Raw genomic sequence first — 20,177 nt, 5'->3', positions numbered from 1 at the left:
CTATTTTTTAGGCCTGTAAGGAATACCATCGGCAGCAGGCGCAACGCTCTTGCCGCCTATTCCAATCAATGCTAATATTGTAACTACATATGGTAACATCATTATAATGTTTTTTGAAATTGAGGATTCTTGCAATGTATAGCTCAGAGCTGTTGCAAAACCAAACAAAAGTGATGCTAAGAATGAGCCAACTGGTGTCCATTTGCCAAAAATCATAGCAGCCAAAGCTATATAACCTCTTCCTGACGACATCTCAGGTGAAAAACTGTTCAAAACACCAATTGAAAGATAAGCACCACCAAGAGCTGAAAACGCCCCACCCAGAATAACACCCAAGTATTTCATCTTTACAACATCAATACCTGCTGTCTCAGCAGCTTCTGGATTTTCGCCAACGGCTCTTAGTCTCAAACCTATGGTTGTTTTGAACAAAAACCACTGGCTAAGTATTATCAAAACAAACATTATATAAACCATCACATTTTGTCCGCTCAAAATTTGACCAATTACAGGAACCTCATCAATAATAGGTATTCTAACATCAGGAAGTTTAGGCGTATCAAAAGGTGTCCCTTCTGGTCCATATATAGCATTGAAAAGGTAAGCTGTAATGCCAGATGCAAATATATTAAAAGCCATACCAAGGACTATCTGGTTTGCGTACATCTTTGCAGCTGCCCATGCAAATACATATGCTACCAAAATACCAGAGATTACTCCCGCTAAAAGTCCAAGCCATGCATTGTGAAAGTATGCCGAAAATGCAACAGAAACAAATGCCGAAATTAGCATTATTCCTTCCATAGAAATATTGACAACGCCAGCTCGTTCAGAAAAAGTTCCGCCAATTGCCGGAAATGCAAGCGGTACTGCCATTGCAATGGTTGACGCCCACAAATATGGATTTGTAAAAATATGGAGTATGTTCATCTTTACTTTTGCCCTCCTACTGGTTGTAACTTTGTTTTTCTGTTTTTTATTTTTTCAATAACAATCCTATAAAGCTCTTCAATTGCAATAAAGAATATTATAAGCCCCACAACAACATCGGCAAGCTGACCAGAGATATTTGTTTGCATCTGCATCTCTTGTGCACCTGTTGACAGTCCTGCCAGGAAAAGTGCTGCTATTACAACACCAATGGGATTGTTATTCGCAAGAAGTGCAACAACTATAGCAGTATAACCATAACCTGAAGTAAAGCTATCATAGAGTCTGTACTGCACACCCATTATCTGAACAGCACCAGCAAGGCCAGCAAATGCCCCAGAAAGTCCCATTGCTAAAACAAGTTTTTGAGCAACATTAATTCCAGCATATTTTGCAGCTTTGACGTTAAACCCTACTGCTCTAAGTTCGTAACCCAATGTCGTTTTGTACATGAGAATATATACTATTACAACTGCCAAGATTGCAATGAAAAGTCCACTTGACAGCTGTGTATTTGGTACCAAAGTACTTAACTTTGCACTGTTTTGAATCACTGGTGATTGTGGTATTGTTCCTTTGTCCATCATTGGACCGCCTTCTAACAAATAGTGGCTAAAATAAATGGCTATATAGCTCATCATCATAGTTGTGATAACCTCATGAGCACCAGTGTAAACTTTCGCAAGACCAGGAACAACTCCACCCCACAGCGCACCCGCTATCATAGCACATATAATTATCAATGGAATGTGTAAAAACCACGGAAGACCTTTTACCTGGTACCCAAGATAGGTTGCAACAATTGCGCCTATCCAAAACTGTCCTTCGGCACCAATATTAAAAAGCCCAGAAGAAAATGCTATCGCAACCCCAAGTCCGGTTATTATGAGGGGTATTGCATTTGTCAGGGTTGTTGCAAAGTTCATTAGATTCCCATAAGCGCCGCTAAAAAGTGCCAAATACGCATATATAGGATTTTGTTTTGCTGTGATTAATATTACTATTCCACCTACTATCATGGATATAAAAATAGCAATAAGCGGCATTAAAATACTCTGCAAAACCTTTTTAACCATCACAATTTAAGCCTCCTTCTTTTTCTTGCCTATCATCAAAAGTCCTATTTCTTCTTTTGTTGCACTTTTACTTTCCAAAATATCCATAATCCGGCCCGAATACATAACAGCAATTCTGTCAGAAAGGTTCAAAATCTCATCAAGCTCTAACGAAACAAGTAGTATTGCTTTGCCACTGTCTCGAAGTTCAATCAGCTTTTTATGGATATACTCTATAGCTCCCACATCCATTCCTCTTGTTGGCTGGACAGCAATTAAAAGGTCTGGATTGCTTGAAAACTCCCTTGCCAAGATTACCTTTTGCTGATTACCACCTGAAAGGTTCTTTGCAAACAGCTTGTAATCAGGTGGACGCACATCAAATTCATGTATGAGTCTATCAGCTTCAAGAGTTATAACCTTGAAATTTAAAAATCCTTTATTAGAATATGGTTTTTTGTAGTATCTTTTGAGCACAATGTTTTCTGCCACAGTAAAGTTCAAAACAAGTCCGTCCTTCTGCCTATCTGCTGGAATATAAGCAATCCCTTTTTCATAACGTTTGCGTGAAGGAAGATTTTGAATCTCCTGTCCATTAAAAATTATCTTCCCTGTTGATGAAATAAGCCCAACAATAGCTTCAACAAGCTCATTTTGACCGTTTCCATCAACACCTGCTATGCCAAAAATCTCTCCTCTTCTTATTTCAAAACTTACATCTTTGACCTTTTCAACACCGTTTTTCAATTTAACTGAAAGGTTTTCAACCTTTAATACAGTCTCTCCTATCCTTGGTTCAGCCTTTTCAACAACAAGTTTAACTTCTCTTCCAACCATCAAATTTGCAAGTTCCTGTTCGTTGGTTTCTTTTGTATTCAAGGTATTTATTGTCTTTCCTCTTCTCATAACAGTTACTCTATCTGAAATTTCCATAACCTCATCAAGCTTGTGGCTTATAAACAGTATGGATATTCCCTGAGCTTTGAGGTTATTTATAATTTTAAAAAGCTCTCTTGTCTCTTGGGGTGTTAGCATTGCTGTTGGTTCATCAAGTATCAAAAGCCTTGCATCTCTATAAAAAGCCTTTAATATCTCTACTCTTTGTTGCATACCTACACTTAAATCTCCAACTTTTGCTTTTGGGTCAATTTCTAAATTGTATTTCTTCGAAATCTCAAGAATTTTCTTCTCAGCTTCTTGAACATTAAACCTAAAACCTTTTGGCTCAAATCCCAAAACAATATTTTCAGCCACCGTAAATACAGGTATCAACATAAAATGCTGATGAACCATTCCTATTCCTTTTTCAATTGCTTCATGAGGTCCTTTGACCTCAAGTTTTTGCCCTTCAAAATATATCTCACCAGAATCAGGAGTATAAAGACTATAGATTATATTCATTAAAGTAGACTTTCCAGCACCATTTTCTCCAAGTATGGCATGTACCTCACCTTTTTTAACATCTAAATACACATTATCGTTTGCTTGAATATTACCAAACCTCTTAGAAATACCTTTGATTTGCAAAATATACTCCATATCCCTGTCCCACCTGTCTTTATATTCTTTTTATTATTTCAATGACAACCTTTTTTAGCTTTTCTATATTTTCTGAAAACACTCTCAAAACCTCTTCATGCGAAACAGGTTTTACACCCGGGTCATCTTCTAAACCCGCATCATAGTCCGTCACAAGAGTTACATTTAAATACTTTATTCCAAGTTCATTTGCCAAAACAACTTCAGGATATTGAGTCATTCCAATAACGTCAAATCCCATTTTAGAATACCATCTGCTCTCAGCTAAAGTAGAAAATCGCGGTCCCTGAATAACTACACATGTACCTTTTTTATGAAATCTATATCCAAGTTCTTCTAAAACATTAATTGCAATTTCTCTCATCTGCTCATCATAAGGCTGTGCCATTGAGGTGTGCTTTACATTTCCAATATCCGAAAATGTGTCCTCTCGTCCCCATGTTCTGTCAACAAATTGGTCAACAATCACGAAATCACCTGGTGAAATTTCTTTTTTTAGACTCCCACAAGCTGTTGTGGATATAATCCTGTCAACACCAAGTTGTTTTAATGCATATATGTTTGCTTTGTATGGAACTTTGTGTGGGGGATAAATATGCTTTTTACCATGTCTCGGAATAAACGCAACTTCTTTTCCTTCCACCATGGAAATTGCTATTTTATCACTTGGTTTACCATAAGGTGTTTCCATCTCGATTTCCTTAAAATTTTCCAGAAAAGAGTAAAATCCAGAACCACCTATTATACCTATCATGTGGATTAGAACTCCTCTCTATTTGTATTACAAACTTGCGTATTGTTAAAAGGCCTGCTGTGATATTTCATATTGTCAGCAGGCCTTTAAAATGTATATGGAACTACTTTACTTCTGTTGGTATCTTTATCTTACCAGCTTTTATATCAGAAATTATCTTGTTTATTTTATCACTCACATTCTTTGGAACACCTTTCATAAAAGGAGCAAGTCCAACACCATTGTTTTTTAAATCAAAGTAAATTACACCACTTTTGAATTTTTTATTTAATGTATCTTTTATAACGCTATATGTCGCAACATCAACTCTCTTCATCGCAGAGGTAACAACAGTGGTTGGTGCAACATAGCTTTGGTCTGAGTCAACACCAATTGCATAAATTCCTTTTTCTTTTGCAGCCTGGATAACACCAAGCCCTGTCTGACCTGCAACTTGGAACACAAAGTCAGCACCTTCTGAAATTTCTGAAAGGGCTACTTGTTTTCCTGATGCTGGGTCATCAAATTTACCAGTGTACTTAATTATAACCTTTGCTTTTGGAATCTCACTCAATACACCAGCTTTAAAACCTGCAATGTATCTATCAACAGGTGGAATCTTCATACCACCTACAACTCCAAATACATTCTTTCCAGTTGTTTTGCCAAACTTGGCTTTCTCAAGTAAGGCTGCAGCAACACCAGCTAAATAACCTGCTTGTTCCTCTCTGAACATAGCTGAGGCCACATTAGGAAGGTCAGAAATCTCAGAGTCGATAATTAAAAATTTTGTCTTTGGGAACTGTTTTGCAACTGTGACAACTGCATCGTGCATCATAAAACCAACAGCAATAATCAAATCATAATTTGCTTTAGCAAGCTTTTGTAGATTCGGAATGTAGTCTGTCATCTGCTTAGACTGAATAAGAGTTGTTTTGATTTTGAGTTCTTTTTCGGCCTTTTTCATCCCCTCATATGCAGACTGGTTGAAACTTCTGTCATTTACACCACCTACATCAGTTACAAGCCCTACTTTAAAAGTTTTTTGTGATGTAGAGCCATTTACCATATTCCAAGATACATTTAAGCTTAATAAAAGAGCTACAATTACAACAAGACTTAAAACTGCATATAAACTTCTCTTCATAAAAAGCAACCTCCTTTTATATTTTTAGATGTCAGACATCTAACATCTGACATCTGACATTACTATTTTATAATATATGTTCAAAAAAGTCAATATGAAAATTTATAAATTTGTGAATTATAATTATAAAAGGCTGCCTCTAAATTGCAGCCTTTTTTCTCAATCTTTGTTTTACATATACAATTCTTTTACCCTATTGTGAGCTAAATACTCTAATGTATCGTCTAATTTTTGAAATTCTAAGTTATCTAAAGTATACTTTCTTTCAAGAGCTTTTTTTATCATAAAGTCCGCAATATGCGGATTTTTTGGGAGAAGTGGTCCGTGCAGATAGGTACCTATGACATTTTTATAAATCAGCCCTTCAAACCCATCCTTCCCGTTGTTACCATAACCTTTTAATACCTTGCCAAAAGGTTGATAATTATGATAGGTTCTTCCACCATGATTTTCATATCCCACAACTGTTTTTGGAAAAACATCCAAGCTTGTTTCGATTATAATGTTACCAATAAGTCTTTTTCCCTCAGCTTTTGTTACAAAGTCCAAAAGATGAAGACCTTTTATTACTCTACCGTTTGCATCAATATAAGCCTCTCCTAAGAGTTGATATCCACCACAGATTGCAAGTACAACCACTCCATCTTCAATAAGGTCTTTAATAAGCCCTCTCAAACTCAAAAGATGTGAATATACAATAGATTGTTCTCTATCTGATGCCCCACCAAGTAAAATTATATCAGCATCTTTCAGGATTTCTTGGTTTGCACCCAACGTATATTCAAACACATTTGCTTTAATTCCTCTCCAAACAGATCTTTTCTGAAGACATATAATGTTGCCTCTATCACCGTACAAGTTCAAAACCTCAGGGAACATATTAACAATGTTTATTTCCATTTTTTATCCCATCCTTTTTTGAAAGGTTATCTACTATTTTTCTAACTTCAAAAAGAGCAGTGTATGTTGGAAGAATATAGATTTTCTTTATATCATTTTGATCAAAAACACAGTTTAATTCTTCTTTGTAGTCAATAAACTCAAAATTAGAAAGTACAAATTCGCTGTATTTTACTCTCAAGGCCATATCTTCTTTCCTCTTTCCGCTAAAATACAAAGCTTTGATATTTTCTATTTTACACAAGATATCAAAATCAGCATCCCAAATCCATGAAATATCCCTGCCATCTGCAGCATTGTCGTTCAGTATAAACACAATAACCTTAGGATCAGGATCCTGACTAATTACATTTAATGTCTCGCTCATGCCTATAGGATTTTTTACGAGCGATATTATTACATCTTTGTCACCAACTTCTTTCTTTTCTAATCGACCAAGTCTGTTTTCAAATGTTTCAATTCTTTCTCTTATTTTTTCTTTATCAATCCCAATAATCATTGCTACTGAAATAGCTGCACATACATTGTATAGATTATAAACTCCACCCATTTTCCATTTTATATTCTCAATGTTTATACCTGTCTCTCTGTCAACAAAATCAAAAACAAACCCGGTTAAGTCTTCTCTTATATTTGTAATTACAAACCGGCTTTCAGGATTCCTATAACCACACATCAAACATTCATATTTGCCAAGATGTCCAACATTATAAAATGAATATTCAAGCTTGGCATTGCAAATAGGACAGAAGCGCGAATCCAATGTAACATTAGTTCTTCGACTAAACATGTTCTCATCAACACTATAAAACACCCTTTTTACGCCACTAAAACTTGCTAAGTTTGGATCATCTGCGTTTATTATAGCGATAGCCTGTCCAATATGGTTTAAAATCAGCTCCTTTACTCTGTCAAGTTCACCATATCTGTCAAGCTGGTCTCTGAACACATTGGTTGTAACAAATATGTCTGGTTTTAAGTATCTTGTTACAATTGGCAGGGAGCCTTCATCAACTTCAAAACATGCAATATCATAATTTGACTTTAGATTATTTATAAAAGCACTTACAATCCCGTTTGCCATGTTTGAACCCTTTAAATTAGAAAGAACAACTCTATCGTCCGCAATTAACCAGTTTATTATGTTGTTTGTTGTTGTCTTCCCATTTGTACCCGAGATAAGTATCTTCAATTTGCACCTTTTATCAATTTCTTTTATAATTTTTGGATAAATCTTTAAGGCAATCTTACCTGGAGCGCTTGTTGCATCTTTTCCAAAAAGTTTTAGGATAAGTTTAAACATCATTCCAAGTAAAATAGCAACATAAAGTTTTAAATTTTTCAATTATCTCATCCCCTACTTTCTGAAAAGATTTGTAAAATATAAAAAGCAAGGCACTGCCTTGCCCTACGTATTTTCAAAATAAAAAATTTAATTTTAGGCACGTGGATGAGTTTTTTGATACACTTCTTTAAGCTTAATATTTGCAACTTGAAGGTATTTCTGTGTTGTTGAAATATCAGCATGACCAAGCATTTGCTGAACAGCCCTCACATCTGCACCATTTTCAATTAAATGAGTAGCAAAGGAATGTCTGAGTATATGCGGTGTTATTTCTTTTTCTATCCTCGCATTTTGTGCATAGAACTTTACTATCTTCCAAAATCCCTGTCTGGTCATTCTTTCTCCGCTAAAGTTCAAAAAAAGAGCCTCTTCATCTTTACTTTTTGCAAGGTAGGGTCGTGAATGACGCAAATACTTCTCCACTGCCGAAATAGCGTACGAACCAATAGGAATAACCCTATCTCTTTTCTTATTTTTGCAAATAATATACCCATGCTCAAGATTAATATCGTCAAGATTGAGATTTATAAGTTCGCTTACCCTGATACCTGTTGCATACAAAAGTTCAAGCATTGCTTTGTCTCTAATCCCTTTAATATCATCCTCTTTCGGACATGAAAGAAGCCTTTCCACCTCATCTTTTGTAAGTATCTGAGGTGGGTTTTTTTCAAGTTTCGGAGGTTCAATCTCAATTTTCCCAATATCAACAATATTTTGTATTTTTAGAAATTCATAAAAGATTTTTAATGACACAATTGCTCGTGCAATAGTGCTGTTTGATTTCCCAGCTTTTTGCATACTGATAATGTATGCTATTAAGGTTGCCTGAGAAGTATTTTCAAGTTTTATTTTTATGCTATCTAAAAACTCTATATATTTTTTGGCATCTCGTAAATACGAACTTATAGTATTCTGTGAAAATTTATTTTGTTTCTGGAGGTAATTGCCAAAAACTTCTATAATGCTCATCTATGCCCAAATCCCCTTATATATAAATAAATTCCTGCCATCCTATATTAACGTTATATTAGCTTACAAGCAAGTTTTGCTACCATGTTGTCAATAATAAGTATTCCAAATAGTAAAAATATTATAATAATTCCTACAATTGTAAATAACCTTTTGTCTATTCTTACCATTCTATCTTTAAAGAATAACACTATAAATGAATACAAAATAAGTATAATCAAAAATATAAAAACAATCAATTCCTTTAATAGTATATAAGACAAAAAGAACGTAATCCCATTTAACTTATACGCGTAAAAAAAGATAGCAGTAGAAAGCCCAAATGAAAATCCTTTAAATATTATAACCCCTACATTCAAAAGCTGCATATATCTATGTAGGTTAGAAAGTCCCCATATGCAGAGACAAAGTAGTATCATTCCCAGTGAGAAAATTAAAACATTCTTCCAATAATCTTCATTTCCTTGTTTTGCCCTGTTTATTGAAATTAATACAAAGTTAGATAATTGTCTTTTTTGATTTGTGTTCATTCCTAAGAAAAATCTTATGCCAAAAAACATACTAAGAATATACAAAACAGAAACTAATACAACCAAAAGTTTTATTCTTGTCCTCATAGTTATCTTCTCTTTTGCAAATTTTATAGTAAAATAATATGTCAATCTTTTCTTAATTATTCCCAACCAAAGAGAATAGATGCCCTTTTGATTTAAAAATGAGATAGTTCGTTTTCTTATAAAAGCAGTTAGGCAAGCTTTTGCTAACTTTGATTGATAATCTTCCACTTGCAAATTTCAAATTTACATTGTCATAGCTAAAAAGTATTTTGAGGATGTACTTGTCGTTAGGCAATATCTTTTGTTTGCCTAACTCAACAGTGAAGAACATGATTAAAAATATAGCAAATATTAAAATTAACCCTTTTCTTATCTTTCTTATAAAAATTTTGTATTCACAATATCTTCTGTATCTGCTTCTTCTCAAACCAAAACTCACCTTCCCATGATGGTATCATCCAATGCTTTTGCAACAATCTGACAACTTCTTAAAGCTTCCTCTAATGTATTTCCATTACTACCAATTTCAATAATTATTGCATATGGCGATATATGTTGATTGTATCGTGCAACAGAGAGAGTTATAGGTCTTGTAATCTGAGGACATATTTTTTTGAGATTCTTTTGAAGATGCACAGCAAATAAAAGGTTCTGTCGCCAAAACGGATGATAAAGCCCAAGCTTGTCTGTCCCCACAACAAGCATAACCTTTGCAACCTCATATCCAAACGCAATTGTTGAAACTTTCACCTTATTTGAACCGTTTCCAATAGCATCCCTGTGCAAATCTATAAAAACTTTTATATCAGGATGTTTACTTTTATATTTCTCCATAACTTTTAATGATCGTGCATAAGAGCCCTTGTATTCTGGATAATCGTTTATCTCTTTGCTGTGAAAAACCTTATAACCATACTGTTTCTCCAAAATCCTCTTCAGCTCTTCCCCTACTCTCACAACATTGTAATTAAAATCAAGTGTTCTATCTGTTGTACCAGAAGTGTATACAAGTTTTTGGGAAAAGGTATTGTAACTTTCTGTTGTGTGAGTATGGTAAATTAAGATGGAAGGTTTTTCCCCATTGAAAATTTTGAATTTGGTCATCAAAAGTTCATTGGCATCAACTTTATAGTCTGTCTGATTTATAATCTCTATTTTGTTGTATGTTCCTAACTTTTGGGAACTATTTTCAAAGTATTTCTGAAATTCGATGTTTTCATCCTGACTTTGAGCTTGACCATTTTTCTTCTCTTCTTGGATTTGCTGGTTGTAATTTATCACAATAGCATCATCTTCATATACAGCTGTATTTGCAGCTTCTCGAAAGTTTATTTCTGTAAACATTGGATAAGAAAATCTTACTATGTTCTCAATTTTAAAAGCCTCACTTACAAAATGGTCAGAAAAAATGGGTATATTGCATGAAATAATCTCTTTTGAGTACCTGAAAAGCAGAGTTGTGGCTGTTTGATTTAAAAAGATTAATCTTTCAACTAAAAAGCCAACACCAAACACAAAAAGTATAGTGGTTACCAATACTATCCTTTTAAAATCAAAAACCTTCACCATTTTAAATTATTCAAAACTCCTTTTTAAAACTTTTGATATTATTCTAAAAACTTTCTTTTAAAATTCTTATTCTTCAGTCCCCACTTTTATTACAACTCATTCAATTTACATATCTGTACTCTTCATTCTCTTTTACTTCCGGATGAATTGCCTTATTTATTCCATCGGCTATAACAGTCGAAATATTTTCAACAATCCTGTCGATGTCTTTCGGCGTTACAAAAAGATTCCCATAGTAAGGGAATATAACTTCTTTAATAAGATTAAACCTGTCTTCATCGGGAATACTCTCTAAAAGCATATAAAGCGGCGATGACCTGTCTGTTTCATTTTTAAGTCTTTCAAGCAGAAGGTCTATGGCATCATTTGCAATAATTGCTGCATCAACCACCATAGGAACACCAATTGCCACAACAGGAACACCAACTGTATCTTTTGTGATACCTTTTCTTTCATTTCCAATACCCGATCCAGGAACAATACCTGTATCTGTTATCTGGATAGCAGTTGATATCCTTTCAAGTCTTCGTGAAGCAAGTGCGTCAATTGCAATTATTAAATCAGGGTGTATTCTCTGAACTATACCGCTTATTATTTCACTGGTTTCGATTCCAGTTATACCTAAAACACCTGGCGATATTGCACAAACAGAACGTACTCGTCTGTCTTTTATCTTGTCGGGAACAAATTCAAACAAATGACGTGTAATCAACACCTTTGACACCACTTTGGGCCCTAAAGAGTCGGGCGTGACATTCCAGTTGCCAAGTCCAACAACAAGTACGGTAGATTTTTGTGACACATTTATTAAGCTTTCAAGCTGGTCAGCTAAGACCTTTGAAACTTGTTCCTGTACCTCAAAATCTTCATCACGCAGCCCATCAGCTTCGATAGTGATATAATTTCCTATAGGCTTTTGCAAGATTGCTTCACCTTTTATAGAGTTAATCTTGACCTTAGTGATTTTAATTTTATCCTCAAACTCTTTTCTCTCTTCAACCTCAACACCTTCTATCTCTCTTCCAAGTCCTTTTTGGACAAGTTCTCTTGTTTCAAGTGCAAGGTCTGTTTGAATTTTAAACATTCTTTTTCCCGCCTTTCTCTTGAAACTTTTTCCTACACATTATTATTTTCACTTTTGAATTCATTTAACCAAAAATGAATGTATGTTAAAAGGGAACTGCAAGATTATACCCTTGCAGCCCCCTCTTTTTATTTTCAGGGGGGTTATTGCTTTTCTTTCAAGGCTTTTTCTGCCATCTCGATAGCTTTTCTGACAATATTACCACAGTCGCGTGATTTTACTTCTCCCCAACCGTACTTCGATACCGTGTCGTACACTCCAAGTTCTTTTGCTATTTCCATTTTTAATTCCTCTGACATAATCTTTTGTCTTGCCAAGGCAATCGCCCCCCTTGCGGTTTTTTCACCGCATATCTTAGTCTGTTCAAAAACAATTTAATTTATAATCCATTTATTTACATTGATAAAATTCCGTTAGGGTCTTTAATAATTTCCAGGATATTTTCTTCTTTTCCAGTAATTGCGTTTATATAATCAGCAAAGTATTTGTCGTCGTACTTGCCTAAAAACTCATATGTGAAAGCCTCTTTCCCAGAATCAAGTGGTATGATAGCAAGCGACACACTTTGCACATCAAAATTTTTGCTAATCAAATTTCTTGCTTGTCTTTCAGATATTGCAGGTTTAGGAATATTTCTTGAAGTGTGAGACATATAATATGGTGTTGCATCAAATCCTACTATTTGCCCTGTGTCAAGGGCTACTCTAATCTTTACCATATCAGGATATATTTTGATACCATTTTGCAGAAAAATATAATTTATTAGTGCAGTGTTGTCTTGTTTTAAATAGAAGGTATCAATCATGTTAGGAAAACCTTTTGCAATTAAAAACTTTTTAGCGTTTTCTTTTGCTTTTGCAACACCTATTTTTGGTGAAGAAGTAGCTCTGTTGTCAATCATCCAAATTACTTTGCCACCTTTTTTAGAAATAGCTATCGTGATTGTTCTGTAGCGAATTTTTCTGTCAGGGATTATCTCAAAAGTATAAACCTTTATTCTATCTCCTGAAAGTCCTAAATAATTAACAACGTCAGCTCTTTTAAGATTTAAAAACTCAAAAGCAATTTTTTTTGCTTGTTCTTTAGTTACAAGTTTTTCAGGAAGCCCTTTTGGAATCTGGCGGCTAATATGGTCAGAAAAAGGTCCATCATATATCAAAGTTGGATAGTCTTTAAAACCAGCCTCAACTGCAAGCATTCTGCTACTTGTAACATTCTGAGACACTCTCTTGAGCCTTGACGTTCCAACTACTCTAACCTCTCCCCATCTTAGTCTTCCTTGGCTTATCTCAATTGCAAGTTCATTTAGGCTATTACTGAGTTTATCTGCATATGCTCGAAGTTTTTTGAGTTGCTTTTTCTGAAGGAGTGTCTCCTTTTTACCACTCATAAGCTGTTTTGAAAGCGAAAAACTGAGGTCTCCAACTTGAGTAAGATATTTTGCTGTTTTTTCAAGTGCAACATTGTTCTCAATAGGAAGCTGGGAAAGGTTTTCCTGTGCTGCAAAAGCGTTTCTCCACACCTCGGTATATAATACTGCTCTTTGCCTATCATCGCCTGACACTTCAGCCTTTGAAAGAAGCGATTGGATGTTTTGAACATAACCTACCATATCGAAAAATGCTCTGTGCCACATATTGGTAAGATAGTTATGATAATTAGCTTTACCTCTATACTGATTCACTCCCCAAAGGGCCACAATAACTAAAATACCAAGTGTTACTGCCATTATACTCCAAAGTCTTACACTTTTTAGTCTTTCCCTAAGTTCTTTATATCCACCTAAAATACTCAAGTTAATCTCACCTCTTTAGTTGATTTTATTTTGCAAATCTGTGTTTGCCAATTACAAGCATAACCTTTCTACTCCAAATCCATCTATTTGTTGTCTTTGCAGGATTATAATAATATATACAACCGTTTGTCGGGTCCCAACCATTTAATGCATCTCTTGCGGCTTTCAAAGCTGTTGGTTCAAGTTTGGCGTTAATCTGTCCGTCAGAGACACAGGTAAAGGCACCTGGCTGATAAATAACACCACTGATTGTTTTTGGAAATCCGGGGTGTTTTGTTCTGTTTATAATAACAGCTCCGATTGCAACCTGACCTATATAAGGTTCTCCTCTTGCTTCACCATTTATTACTCTGGCCAAAAGATACAAATCTTTATTTTGGTAGCTCGTTGAACCTTGTGTTTCAATAGATTGATTCAAAACTTCTTTGTCACTACTTTCCAATGCTTTTTCAAGTTTTTTCTCAATTTTTTCGTAACTTGATCTTCTTACATCATAAATAAGTTTTGCAGTGTAAATACTGAGAATAAAACTTATAAAAAGAAGCAAGAGATAAAGTGAATATTTTCTTAAGATTTTGCTCACCGTTTAAACCCCCAAATATAAATTTTTCTAAAATTATTTTTTGTAAGCTCATTTTTATTATTCAAAATTAGCGGTAAAATAAACTTAAAGATTTATATTAGCGGAGGAAATGTAAATGAAAGTTTTGATTTTAAGTCTTGACGCAGGTGGTGGACACTTTGCTGCTTCAAATGCATTGAAAACCGCTATTTTGCAAAAAGATCCCCAAGCCAAAGTTGAAATTGTAGACACCCTTAAGATTATAAGCCCAATATTAGATAAGTTGGCTGTTGGAACATATTTAAAAGCTATTAAAACAGTTCCATTTATATACGGTCTTGTTTATGATTCAACAGACAAAGACCCACCTACACGTTTTAGCAAGGCAATTTATGAAAAATTTTATTTTGCATTTTATAAGCTTTACAATATTATTTCTGAACTAAACCCTGATGTAATAATTGGAACTCATCCGTCACCAATTGATATGGTAAGTCAGCTAAAAAAACGTGGAAACATAAATGTCCCTATAATCAGCATAGTTACAGATTTTACAATACACCCCTATTGGATTAATGAGTATGCAGACTATATAATTGTCCACCATGAGAACTTGGTTTATGAAGCGGTGAAAAAAGGAGCTTCAGAAAAAAAGGTAATACCTCTTGGTATTCCCATTAACCCTTCTTTCTCAATAAATAATGAAAAAAAACAAATCTTATCTGAGCTAAACCTTGAAGACAACCCAACAATCTTAATTATGGGTGGAAGTTTAGGGCTTGGAAATATTGAGGATATAGTTGAAATGGTTTGCCACATATGTGACGAGAGTTATCAAATAATTGTTGTTACTGGGAAAAACAAAACATTAAAGAAATCATTGGAGGTAAGAAATTTTGGAAGAAAGGTAGTTGTATTTGGTTTTATCAGCTTTATAGACAAGCTCATGGCAATAAGTGACATTTTGATTACAAAGCCTGGTGGTCTTACCTGTGCTGAAGCACTTTCTCGTAAACTTCCAATGATTTTGATATCACCAATTCCTGGACAAGAAGAGAGAAATACCTTTTATCTTATAAACAACGGCGCTGCCGCTTATGTAAGAAATATTGAAAGCTTTGATATAGTTTTTAACCAAATAATAAACAATCCTCAAAGGCTCGAACATATGAAACTTGCGTGTTCATTTTTAGCAAAGCCAAATTCATCAAATGACATTGTGGAATTTATAAAGGGAATGGTGCTCTAAAAGGCCCCATTCCCCTTTCTATAAAAAGATTTCTCTTTTTTATTGTGGTTGTGGCAAAAATCTTGCTGGGTTTTGGTTCTCACCGTTGTATAAAATCTCAAAGTGTAAATGTGGTGGGTCCATGTATTCTATATTAGAGCTTGTCCCCACCTCACCAATTTTTTGCCCTTGCCTAACTATGTCTCCAACTTGGACATATTTTAAATCTTTCAAGTTAAAGTATTTTGAAATATATCCATCACTATGGTCAATTACAACATATTTTCCATAAAGAGGGTCTTCGCCCAAGTCAATTACAGTACCGTCAAAGCAAGCTTTTATATCGCTACCTTCTTCTGCTTGAATATCAATGCCTGAATGTTCTGTCCATTCATCTAAGGTTTTAGAGTACACAAGTGACTGGTCAGAAAACTCTCTGATTACCTTGCCAGAAACAGGATATATAGGCTTGAACACAAGAGGATTTATTACTTCTATTTCGTCTCCTAAGCTATTTCTTCCCTGATTTTCCTCTGCAGTTGTATTAGCCTTTTGTTGTGCATGCTGTTGTTTATTAGCATTGCTTGCGGCGTCATTCTTAGTTGTTAAAGAACTTTCATTCTTTTTTGAATTGTAAGCTGAGTTTGAGCTATGAATACTTTGGGTATTGTCTTCTGATTTCCTTTGAGATACATTTTTATTTCCTGTTTTTTCAGTTGTTGCAGGGCTATTTTTTAATTTATCTTGTTTGGTCACTTCTTGCATACCAACTTGTGGAATTGCATTAGAGGTATCGCTGTTATTCAGGCTTACATTATTATCTTGCTTTTCTTCAACCTCATACTTCGTAAAATCAGTAGTTGCAATTGTATAAATTGAAAAACCAATTACAAAAAGACAAACAACCACAATTATATAAAATCCTTTGGTGTCAAAAAAGTTTATCAATCTTTCTTTCCAATCCTTTTTATTCATCTTGACTTTGCACCTCCTTCCATATAATATTCTTGCCAGCTATTTCTCAAACTATACATAAATAACATCTTAAATATCCATATTTTTTCTTTGAATATTAGAAGAGGATTTGATATGATTTATTTAAAGATCAGTTATGTCAACTTAGAATGAGGTGCAAACAATGGAAAGGCGAAATACAAAGAAAAGACTATTTGGAAAGATTTCATCTACTTCAAAAAAGATTTTGTTAATCATAGGAACAATTTCTGTTATAATGCTTTTGCTTGGTATAAAGTTCTATTTTCTATCTTTGCACTATGTGTCTGATAAGATTGATTTAAAAACTTTGTCACAGGGGCTTTTGCAAAATTCACTTTACATATTCATAGAAGGGTTGGCAGCTGCTATTATAATTGACTACTTGGCAAAGACAAAAAATTAAAGGGCAAAGCTATTTTGAATTCAGCCTTGCCCTCTTTTATTCATCATAATATTTATTATTAAAACTACAGTTTTTTGTATACAAATAGCCGTTTGCAAAATGAATAGATGTACAAACCATAAAATAGGAATACAGGAATAAAAGTCAAGAGGGTGTATAGGTAAATTGTGCTATTTGCACACAATAACAACATTATCAGCAACGTATGTAACTATAAATTTATTACCAAATAATTCAAAAGCCAAAAAAGGCAAAGCTATATCAAACCCTTTAAAAAGGGTTTTTAGTGTGGGCAATTTGTTAGGGATTAAAAATGCATTTTTTAGAGTTAAGAGAAATCTCAGGCAATAAGTTTTTTAAGTTTTTGAAGTTTTTTGTAAGAGATATTTTGGTGATGTTTTAGTATGGCATAAGAGAGAATAAAGAGTAAAAGCATACAAATAGCAGAGAGTAAGAAGTCAGAAAAAAGTGAAATATGGTCATATGAGAAAATGGTATCATGACCGAGAAAAGACTTTAGATTAAAAATAGTTTGCTCGATAGTAACTCTGGATTTGTAAAGTTGATAAAACTGGTCAGAATTTCTATCGATACCTGGATAATACCGCAGGTTGGCATCTGGGTATGTATAGAACATCCTACCTGACTTAGAAGTAGTACAAGGATGTGGGCAGGTGCAAAAGCGTTTATTGTCTTTAATCTGAGAGCAAGGGCAGCGCCATTTAATTCTTGGGGAGCGATTTTTACCATTACAAAGACCTTCGTAGATAAAAGGTTTATTTAGTTTATTACAGAAGGGTATACCGTTTTGTGAGATAGTGATGTTAGGGTCAGAGGTAGGGGTATATGAGGTTTGGTTAGAATTTCTGGGGTTAATAGGGATTATGACTTTAGAGAAATTGAAATCTTTGATGAGGGAAGAATAGACCATGTAAGAGTCAAGAGCACTGTCGGCGATAAAGGTTGAAAACTGATTGAATTGGAAATTATGGTTTAGGTTAATCAAAGCGGGAATAAGAGCTTTTGAATCAGAGATAGCTTTAGAAAAAGCAGGGTCTTGAGGGTCATCAGAAGAAGGACAGAAGGCAGGAGTGATTACAAGAGGTAAACCAAATCCATTAGTGATGATAGCGAATTTGTATCCATAGCAGAAATGACCATTAGCGAACATACGAGTAATATAAGGTGAAGCAGAAGCAGATTTGGGGAGGTTTGAGTATGTGAGATAATACACAGCAGAGGATGTAAGGTTAGGGTTTTGAGATTTAGTTTTTCTGAGCATAGATTGGATGAACTTAGGGTTATTTTCTTTGAGCATAGGGACTAAGGCAGTTGTGTCGAATATTACGCAAGAAGCAAGGTCAGGGTTTATTTCAAGTGCAATATTTTGAGCATATTTTGCGAGGTTATAAAAGACGTTTTCGATTTCGGAGCAAAAGATTTTTCTAAATCTTGAGAATGTAGAGATAGAGGGTATAGTATCGAAGTTGCAGAAAGATTTAAGCTGGTATGAGTTGAGCAAGACAGCACGGAGTTGAGTTAAGGTAGAGAATTTGAAGATTTTTTGGATGAAGAAAGCACATAACATAGATTGCAAAGAGAAGCATCTATGTTTACCGAAGTATTTATAGTAGGCTTTAAAGAAGGATTGAGGGATGAAGTTATTGATATTGATGTATTTGTTGAAGAAGCCAAGAAGGTTATGAGGGTTATTGAGAGCGAGGTTTTTAACGTCCTCATAAAGTTCTAAAAAAGAGAGTTGTTTATTATGATTTTTAAACATTTTATCCTCCTCCTCATAGAAAATATGTTTTATACAGTTATATTTTACACTATCTATGAGGAGGAAGGAATACTTTTTTGAAGATTATATAAAGCTTGATAATGCTCATCTTGAGCGTTTCTGCAAAAGGCTATTTTTTGTATACAAAGTTAACGTCCTCTGCTGGAATTGTAAAAGTGGTATAACCCCCAACCCATTTAATCTCCACATGTATATCTTTCACAAATAAGCTTTTGAGCTTATTACTATCAGTTGTAATCTTAGTAATAAATGTGGCTAACCCAACATCTATCCCTTTATTCTTGACGCCATCTAATACATAATTTGGGATTGTATTAAAATCGTATCCGAATTCAAGGTTTTGCCTCCAAGGAGGGAAATATTTTTTTAAACTTTTATCCAATGTGCCTTTGACTATTATTCCTTTATACGAGCAAGGAATTTTAGTTGGAACAATTTTGACACTTATTATGAATCTTAAATAATCTTTGCTTTCTTTAACTTCTTGTATTATAACTTCTGCCTCAGATTTAAAAATTGATGGATTATACTTTCTGTAGCTTAATAACTTAGATTTTTCAATGGATTTATCTTTTTCTATATTTCTTTCTACAATGATTAAAATTCCCATTCCTATCAAAATAACTACAGCTGCATACAGCGCGAATATTGGAATAAACCTTTTTTTGACAATTCTATCACCTACAAAAACTTTCATAAAATAGCATTATCAATGAGTCCACGCAAGAACTAAAGCTGGTTTTAACCATAAATAACGAAGATAAGCTTCTTGATACATTATACTGTCTTGCCAATAGTAACCACTGTAAACTTCTGAAGCAATAGGGCCATATCCATTTGCTGGAATAAAATCATATGACTTTGTGCGCGTAAATCCGTTTTTATCTGTAAATGAAACTAAAGCATGTCTATAGGTTTCCTTGCGTTCAACATCTACCTTCGTAACCCACTCTTTTTTGCTACTGTAATAAACCTGGGCAATTTTACTATAGTATGAGTAAGAATGATATAATGCTGCTTTTCCATATCCTGTTACTGCAATATCCTGCGGCATAAGATTAAACGCAATAGATGCAACTTCGTATATCAAACTCGCTACTTTGACATAATAATTTGCTTCAGCTATGCTCAATAACTCTTCAGCAATCGTTGAAAAAATGCCGTCTTTTTCTCCATCTTTATAGAGAATACCACTTGACCATCGAGGAGTATACGTAATGTTTATTGAACCTTCATCAGTATCTGTATAATTTGGTGTTATTATTAATTTGTTGCTCAAAATGTTATTTTTAGAATTGAATTAAAATAAGGATTTTTCTCATAAACTGCTTTTGTAACTGTATCATTTTCCCGTATTTTTGACTTATCAAATGTTGCATAATTTAAAATTTCATTTTTACTTATCGTCGGGTTCCCTAAAATTGTTTGTTCTTTAAAAATTCCAACGATACATAATATTAACATAAAAACTCCTATAAACCTATATATTCTTTTCATATCACTTAAAACCTCCTTTCAGCTATTGTAGTTTGATTTTAACTAAACAGCTGTTAACATTTTT

At 34.2% G+C, this 20,177-nt stretch carries 22 protein-coding genes; 2 read left to right on the top strand and 20 right to left on the bottom strand.

Annotation, left to right across the window (positions count from 1 at the left end):
* The 15 genes from CaldiYA01_RS03730 to CaldiYA01_RS03660 form a co-directional block, all read right to left on the bottom strand.
* On the bottom strand, positions 1 to 930 hold the full coding sequence (locus CaldiYA01_RS03730) for an ABC transporter permease (RefSeq protein ID WP_207181497.1): 930 nt from the start codon (positions 928 to 930) through the stop codon (positions 1 to 3).
* 2 nt (positions 931 to 932) lie between these two features.
* Positions 933 to 2,006, bottom strand: coding sequence for an ABC transporter permease (locus CaldiYA01_RS03725; RefSeq protein ID WP_207182717.1), 1,074 nt, complete (start codon positions 2,004 to 2,006; stop codon positions 933 to 935).
* A 6-nt stretch (positions 2,007 to 2,012) separates the two neighbouring features.
* Positions 2,013 to 3,524, bottom strand: a complete 1,512-nt coding sequence (locus tag CaldiYA01_RS03720) for an ABC transporter ATP-binding protein (protein ID WP_207181495.1) — start codon at positions 3,522 to 3,524, stop codon at positions 2,013 to 2,015.
* Between the two features lie 19 nt (positions 3,525 to 3,543).
* Complete coding sequence (locus CaldiYA01_RS03715; protein WP_207181493.1) at positions 3,544 to 4,278, bottom strand: S-methyl-5'-thioadenosine phosphorylase; 735 nt, start codon at positions 4,276 to 4,278, stop codon at positions 3,544 to 3,546.
* 103 nt (positions 4,279 to 4,381) lie between these two features.
* Complete coding sequence (locus CaldiYA01_RS03710) at positions 4,382 to 5,404, bottom strand: BMP family lipoprotein (RefSeq protein ID WP_207181491.1); 1,023 nt, start codon at positions 5,402 to 5,404, stop codon at positions 4,382 to 4,384.
* A gap of 171 nt (positions 5,405 to 5,575) precedes the next feature.
* Positions 5,576 to 6,304 carry a type 1 glutamine amidotransferase gene (locus tag CaldiYA01_RS03705; RefSeq protein WP_207181490.1) on the bottom strand — a complete coding sequence of 243 codons (729 nt, stop codon included), beginning with the start codon at positions 6,302 to 6,304 and terminating at the stop codon, positions 5,576 to 5,578.
* Positions 6,285 to 7,649 carry a MurT ligase domain-containing protein gene (locus CaldiYA01_RS03700; protein ID WP_207181488.1) on the bottom strand — a complete coding sequence of 455 codons (1,365 nt, stop codon included), beginning with the start codon at positions 7,647 to 7,649 and terminating at the stop codon, positions 6,285 to 6,287. Before CaldiYA01_RS03700 ends, CaldiYA01_RS03705 begins: the two co-directional genes overlap by 20 nt.
* Positions 7,650 to 7,742: 93 nt before the next feature.
* Positions 7,743 to 8,618 carry a site-specific tyrosine recombinase XerD gene (gene xerD / locus CaldiYA01_RS03695; protein WP_207181486.1) on the bottom strand — a complete coding sequence of 292 codons (876 nt, stop codon included), beginning with the start codon at positions 8,616 to 8,618 and terminating at the stop codon, positions 7,743 to 7,745.
* A 53-nt stretch (positions 8,619 to 8,671) separates the two neighbouring features.
* Complete coding sequence (locus CaldiYA01_RS03690) at positions 8,672 to 9,235, bottom strand: hypothetical protein (protein WP_207181484.1); 564 nt, start codon at positions 9,233 to 9,235, stop codon at positions 8,672 to 8,674.
* A 52-nt stretch (positions 9,236 to 9,287) separates the two neighbouring features.
* Positions 9,288 to 9,602: a hypothetical protein gene (locus tag CaldiYA01_RS03685; RefSeq protein ID WP_238480586.1), complete on the bottom strand. Its 315-nt coding sequence runs from the start codon at positions 9,600 to 9,602 to the stop codon at positions 9,288 to 9,290.
* 8 nt (positions 9,603 to 9,610) lie between these two features.
* Positions 9,611 to 10,744 (bottom strand): stage II sporulation protein P, encoded by a 1,134-nt coding sequence (gene spoIIP / locus CaldiYA01_RS03680; protein ID WP_207181479.1) that lies wholly within the window; start codon positions 10,742 to 10,744, stop codon positions 9,611 to 9,613.
* 100 nt (positions 10,745 to 10,844) lie between these two features.
* Positions 10,845 to 11,828, bottom strand: a complete 984-nt coding sequence (gene gpr / locus CaldiYA01_RS03675) for a GPR endopeptidase (RefSeq protein ID WP_207181477.1) — start codon at positions 11,826 to 11,828, stop codon at positions 10,845 to 10,847.
* 143 nt (positions 11,829 to 11,971) lie between these two features.
* Positions 11,972 to 12,145, bottom strand: a complete 174-nt coding sequence (locus tag CaldiYA01_RS03670; RefSeq protein ID WP_207181475.1) for a small, acid-soluble spore protein, alpha/beta type — start codon at positions 12,143 to 12,145, stop codon at positions 11,972 to 11,974.
* Positions 12,146 to 12,222: 77 nt separating this feature from the next.
* Positions 12,223 to 13,623, bottom strand: a complete 1,401-nt coding sequence (gene ypeB, locus CaldiYA01_RS03665; protein ID WP_207181473.1) for a germination protein YpeB — start codon at positions 13,621 to 13,623, stop codon at positions 12,223 to 12,225.
* 25 nt (positions 13,624 to 13,648) lie between these two features.
* Complete coding sequence (locus tag CaldiYA01_RS03660; RefSeq protein ID WP_207181471.1) at positions 13,649 to 14,206, bottom strand: cell wall hydrolase; 558 nt, start codon at positions 14,204 to 14,206, stop codon at positions 13,649 to 13,651.
* Positions 14,207 to 14,321: 115 nt separating this feature from the next.
* On the opposite strand from CaldiYA01_RS03660, the gene CaldiYA01_RS03655 reads away from it, so the two are divergent.
* Positions 14,322 to 15,434, top strand: a complete 1,113-nt coding sequence (locus tag CaldiYA01_RS03655; RefSeq protein WP_207181463.1) for an MGDG synthase family glycosyltransferase — start codon at positions 14,322 to 14,324, stop codon at positions 15,432 to 15,434.
* Positions 15,435 to 15,473: 39 nt separating this feature from the next.
* Here the strand turns inward: CaldiYA01_RS03655 and CaldiYA01_RS03650 are convergent, their stop codons facing one another.
* Complete coding sequence (locus tag CaldiYA01_RS03650; protein WP_207181461.1) at positions 15,474 to 16,388, bottom strand: M23 family metallopeptidase; 915 nt, start codon at positions 16,386 to 16,388, stop codon at positions 15,474 to 15,476.
* A gap of 163 nt (positions 16,389 to 16,551) precedes the next feature.
* Here CaldiYA01_RS03650 and CaldiYA01_RS03645 point away from each other — a divergent pair, with 163 nt between their 5' ends.
* On the top strand, positions 16,552 to 16,812 hold the full coding sequence (locus CaldiYA01_RS03645) for a hypothetical protein (RefSeq protein WP_127352184.1): 261 nt from the start codon (positions 16,552 to 16,554) through the stop codon (positions 16,810 to 16,812).
* Positions 16,813 to 17,152: 340 nt separating this feature from the next.
* On the opposite strand, the gene CaldiYA01_RS03640 is transcribed toward CaldiYA01_RS03645, so the two are convergent.
* From CaldiYA01_RS03640 to CaldiYA01_RS03625, 4 genes are all read right to left on the bottom strand, one after another.
* The gene (locus tag CaldiYA01_RS03640) at positions 17,153 to 18,595 is read right to left on the bottom strand and encodes a transposase (RefSeq protein WP_207180368.1); all 1,443 of its coding nucleotides are present in this window, start codon (positions 18,593 to 18,595) and stop codon (positions 17,153 to 17,155) included.
* 130 nt (positions 18,596 to 18,725) lie between these two features.
* Positions 18,726 to 19,313 (bottom strand): hypothetical protein, encoded by a 588-nt coding sequence (locus CaldiYA01_RS03635; RefSeq protein WP_207181459.1) that lies wholly within the window; start codon positions 19,311 to 19,313, stop codon positions 18,726 to 18,728.
* Positions 19,314 to 19,325: 12 nt separating this feature from the next.
* Positions 19,326 to 19,895 (bottom strand): hypothetical protein, encoded by a 570-nt coding sequence (locus CaldiYA01_RS03630; RefSeq protein WP_207181457.1) that lies wholly within the window; start codon positions 19,893 to 19,895, stop codon positions 19,326 to 19,328.
* Positions 19,892 to 20,113 carry a hypothetical protein gene (locus CaldiYA01_RS03625; RefSeq protein WP_207181455.1) on the bottom strand — a complete coding sequence of 74 codons (222 nt, stop codon included), beginning with the start codon at positions 20,111 to 20,113 and terminating at the stop codon, positions 19,892 to 19,894. The genes CaldiYA01_RS03630 and CaldiYA01_RS03625 overlap by 4 nt, the downstream gene beginning before the upstream one ends.
* Positions 20,114 to 20,177: the final 64 nt, after the last annotated feature.

The organism is Caldicellulosiruptor diazotrophicus, assembly GCF_017347585.1.
Lineage (GTDB): Bacteria > Bacillota > Thermoanaerobacteria > Caldicellulosiruptorales > Caldicellulosiruptoraceae > Caldicellulosiruptor > Caldicellulosiruptor diazotrophicus.
Note: the sequence above shows the minus strand (reverse complement) of the source record. Positions and strands in the feature narration are given on the sequence as shown.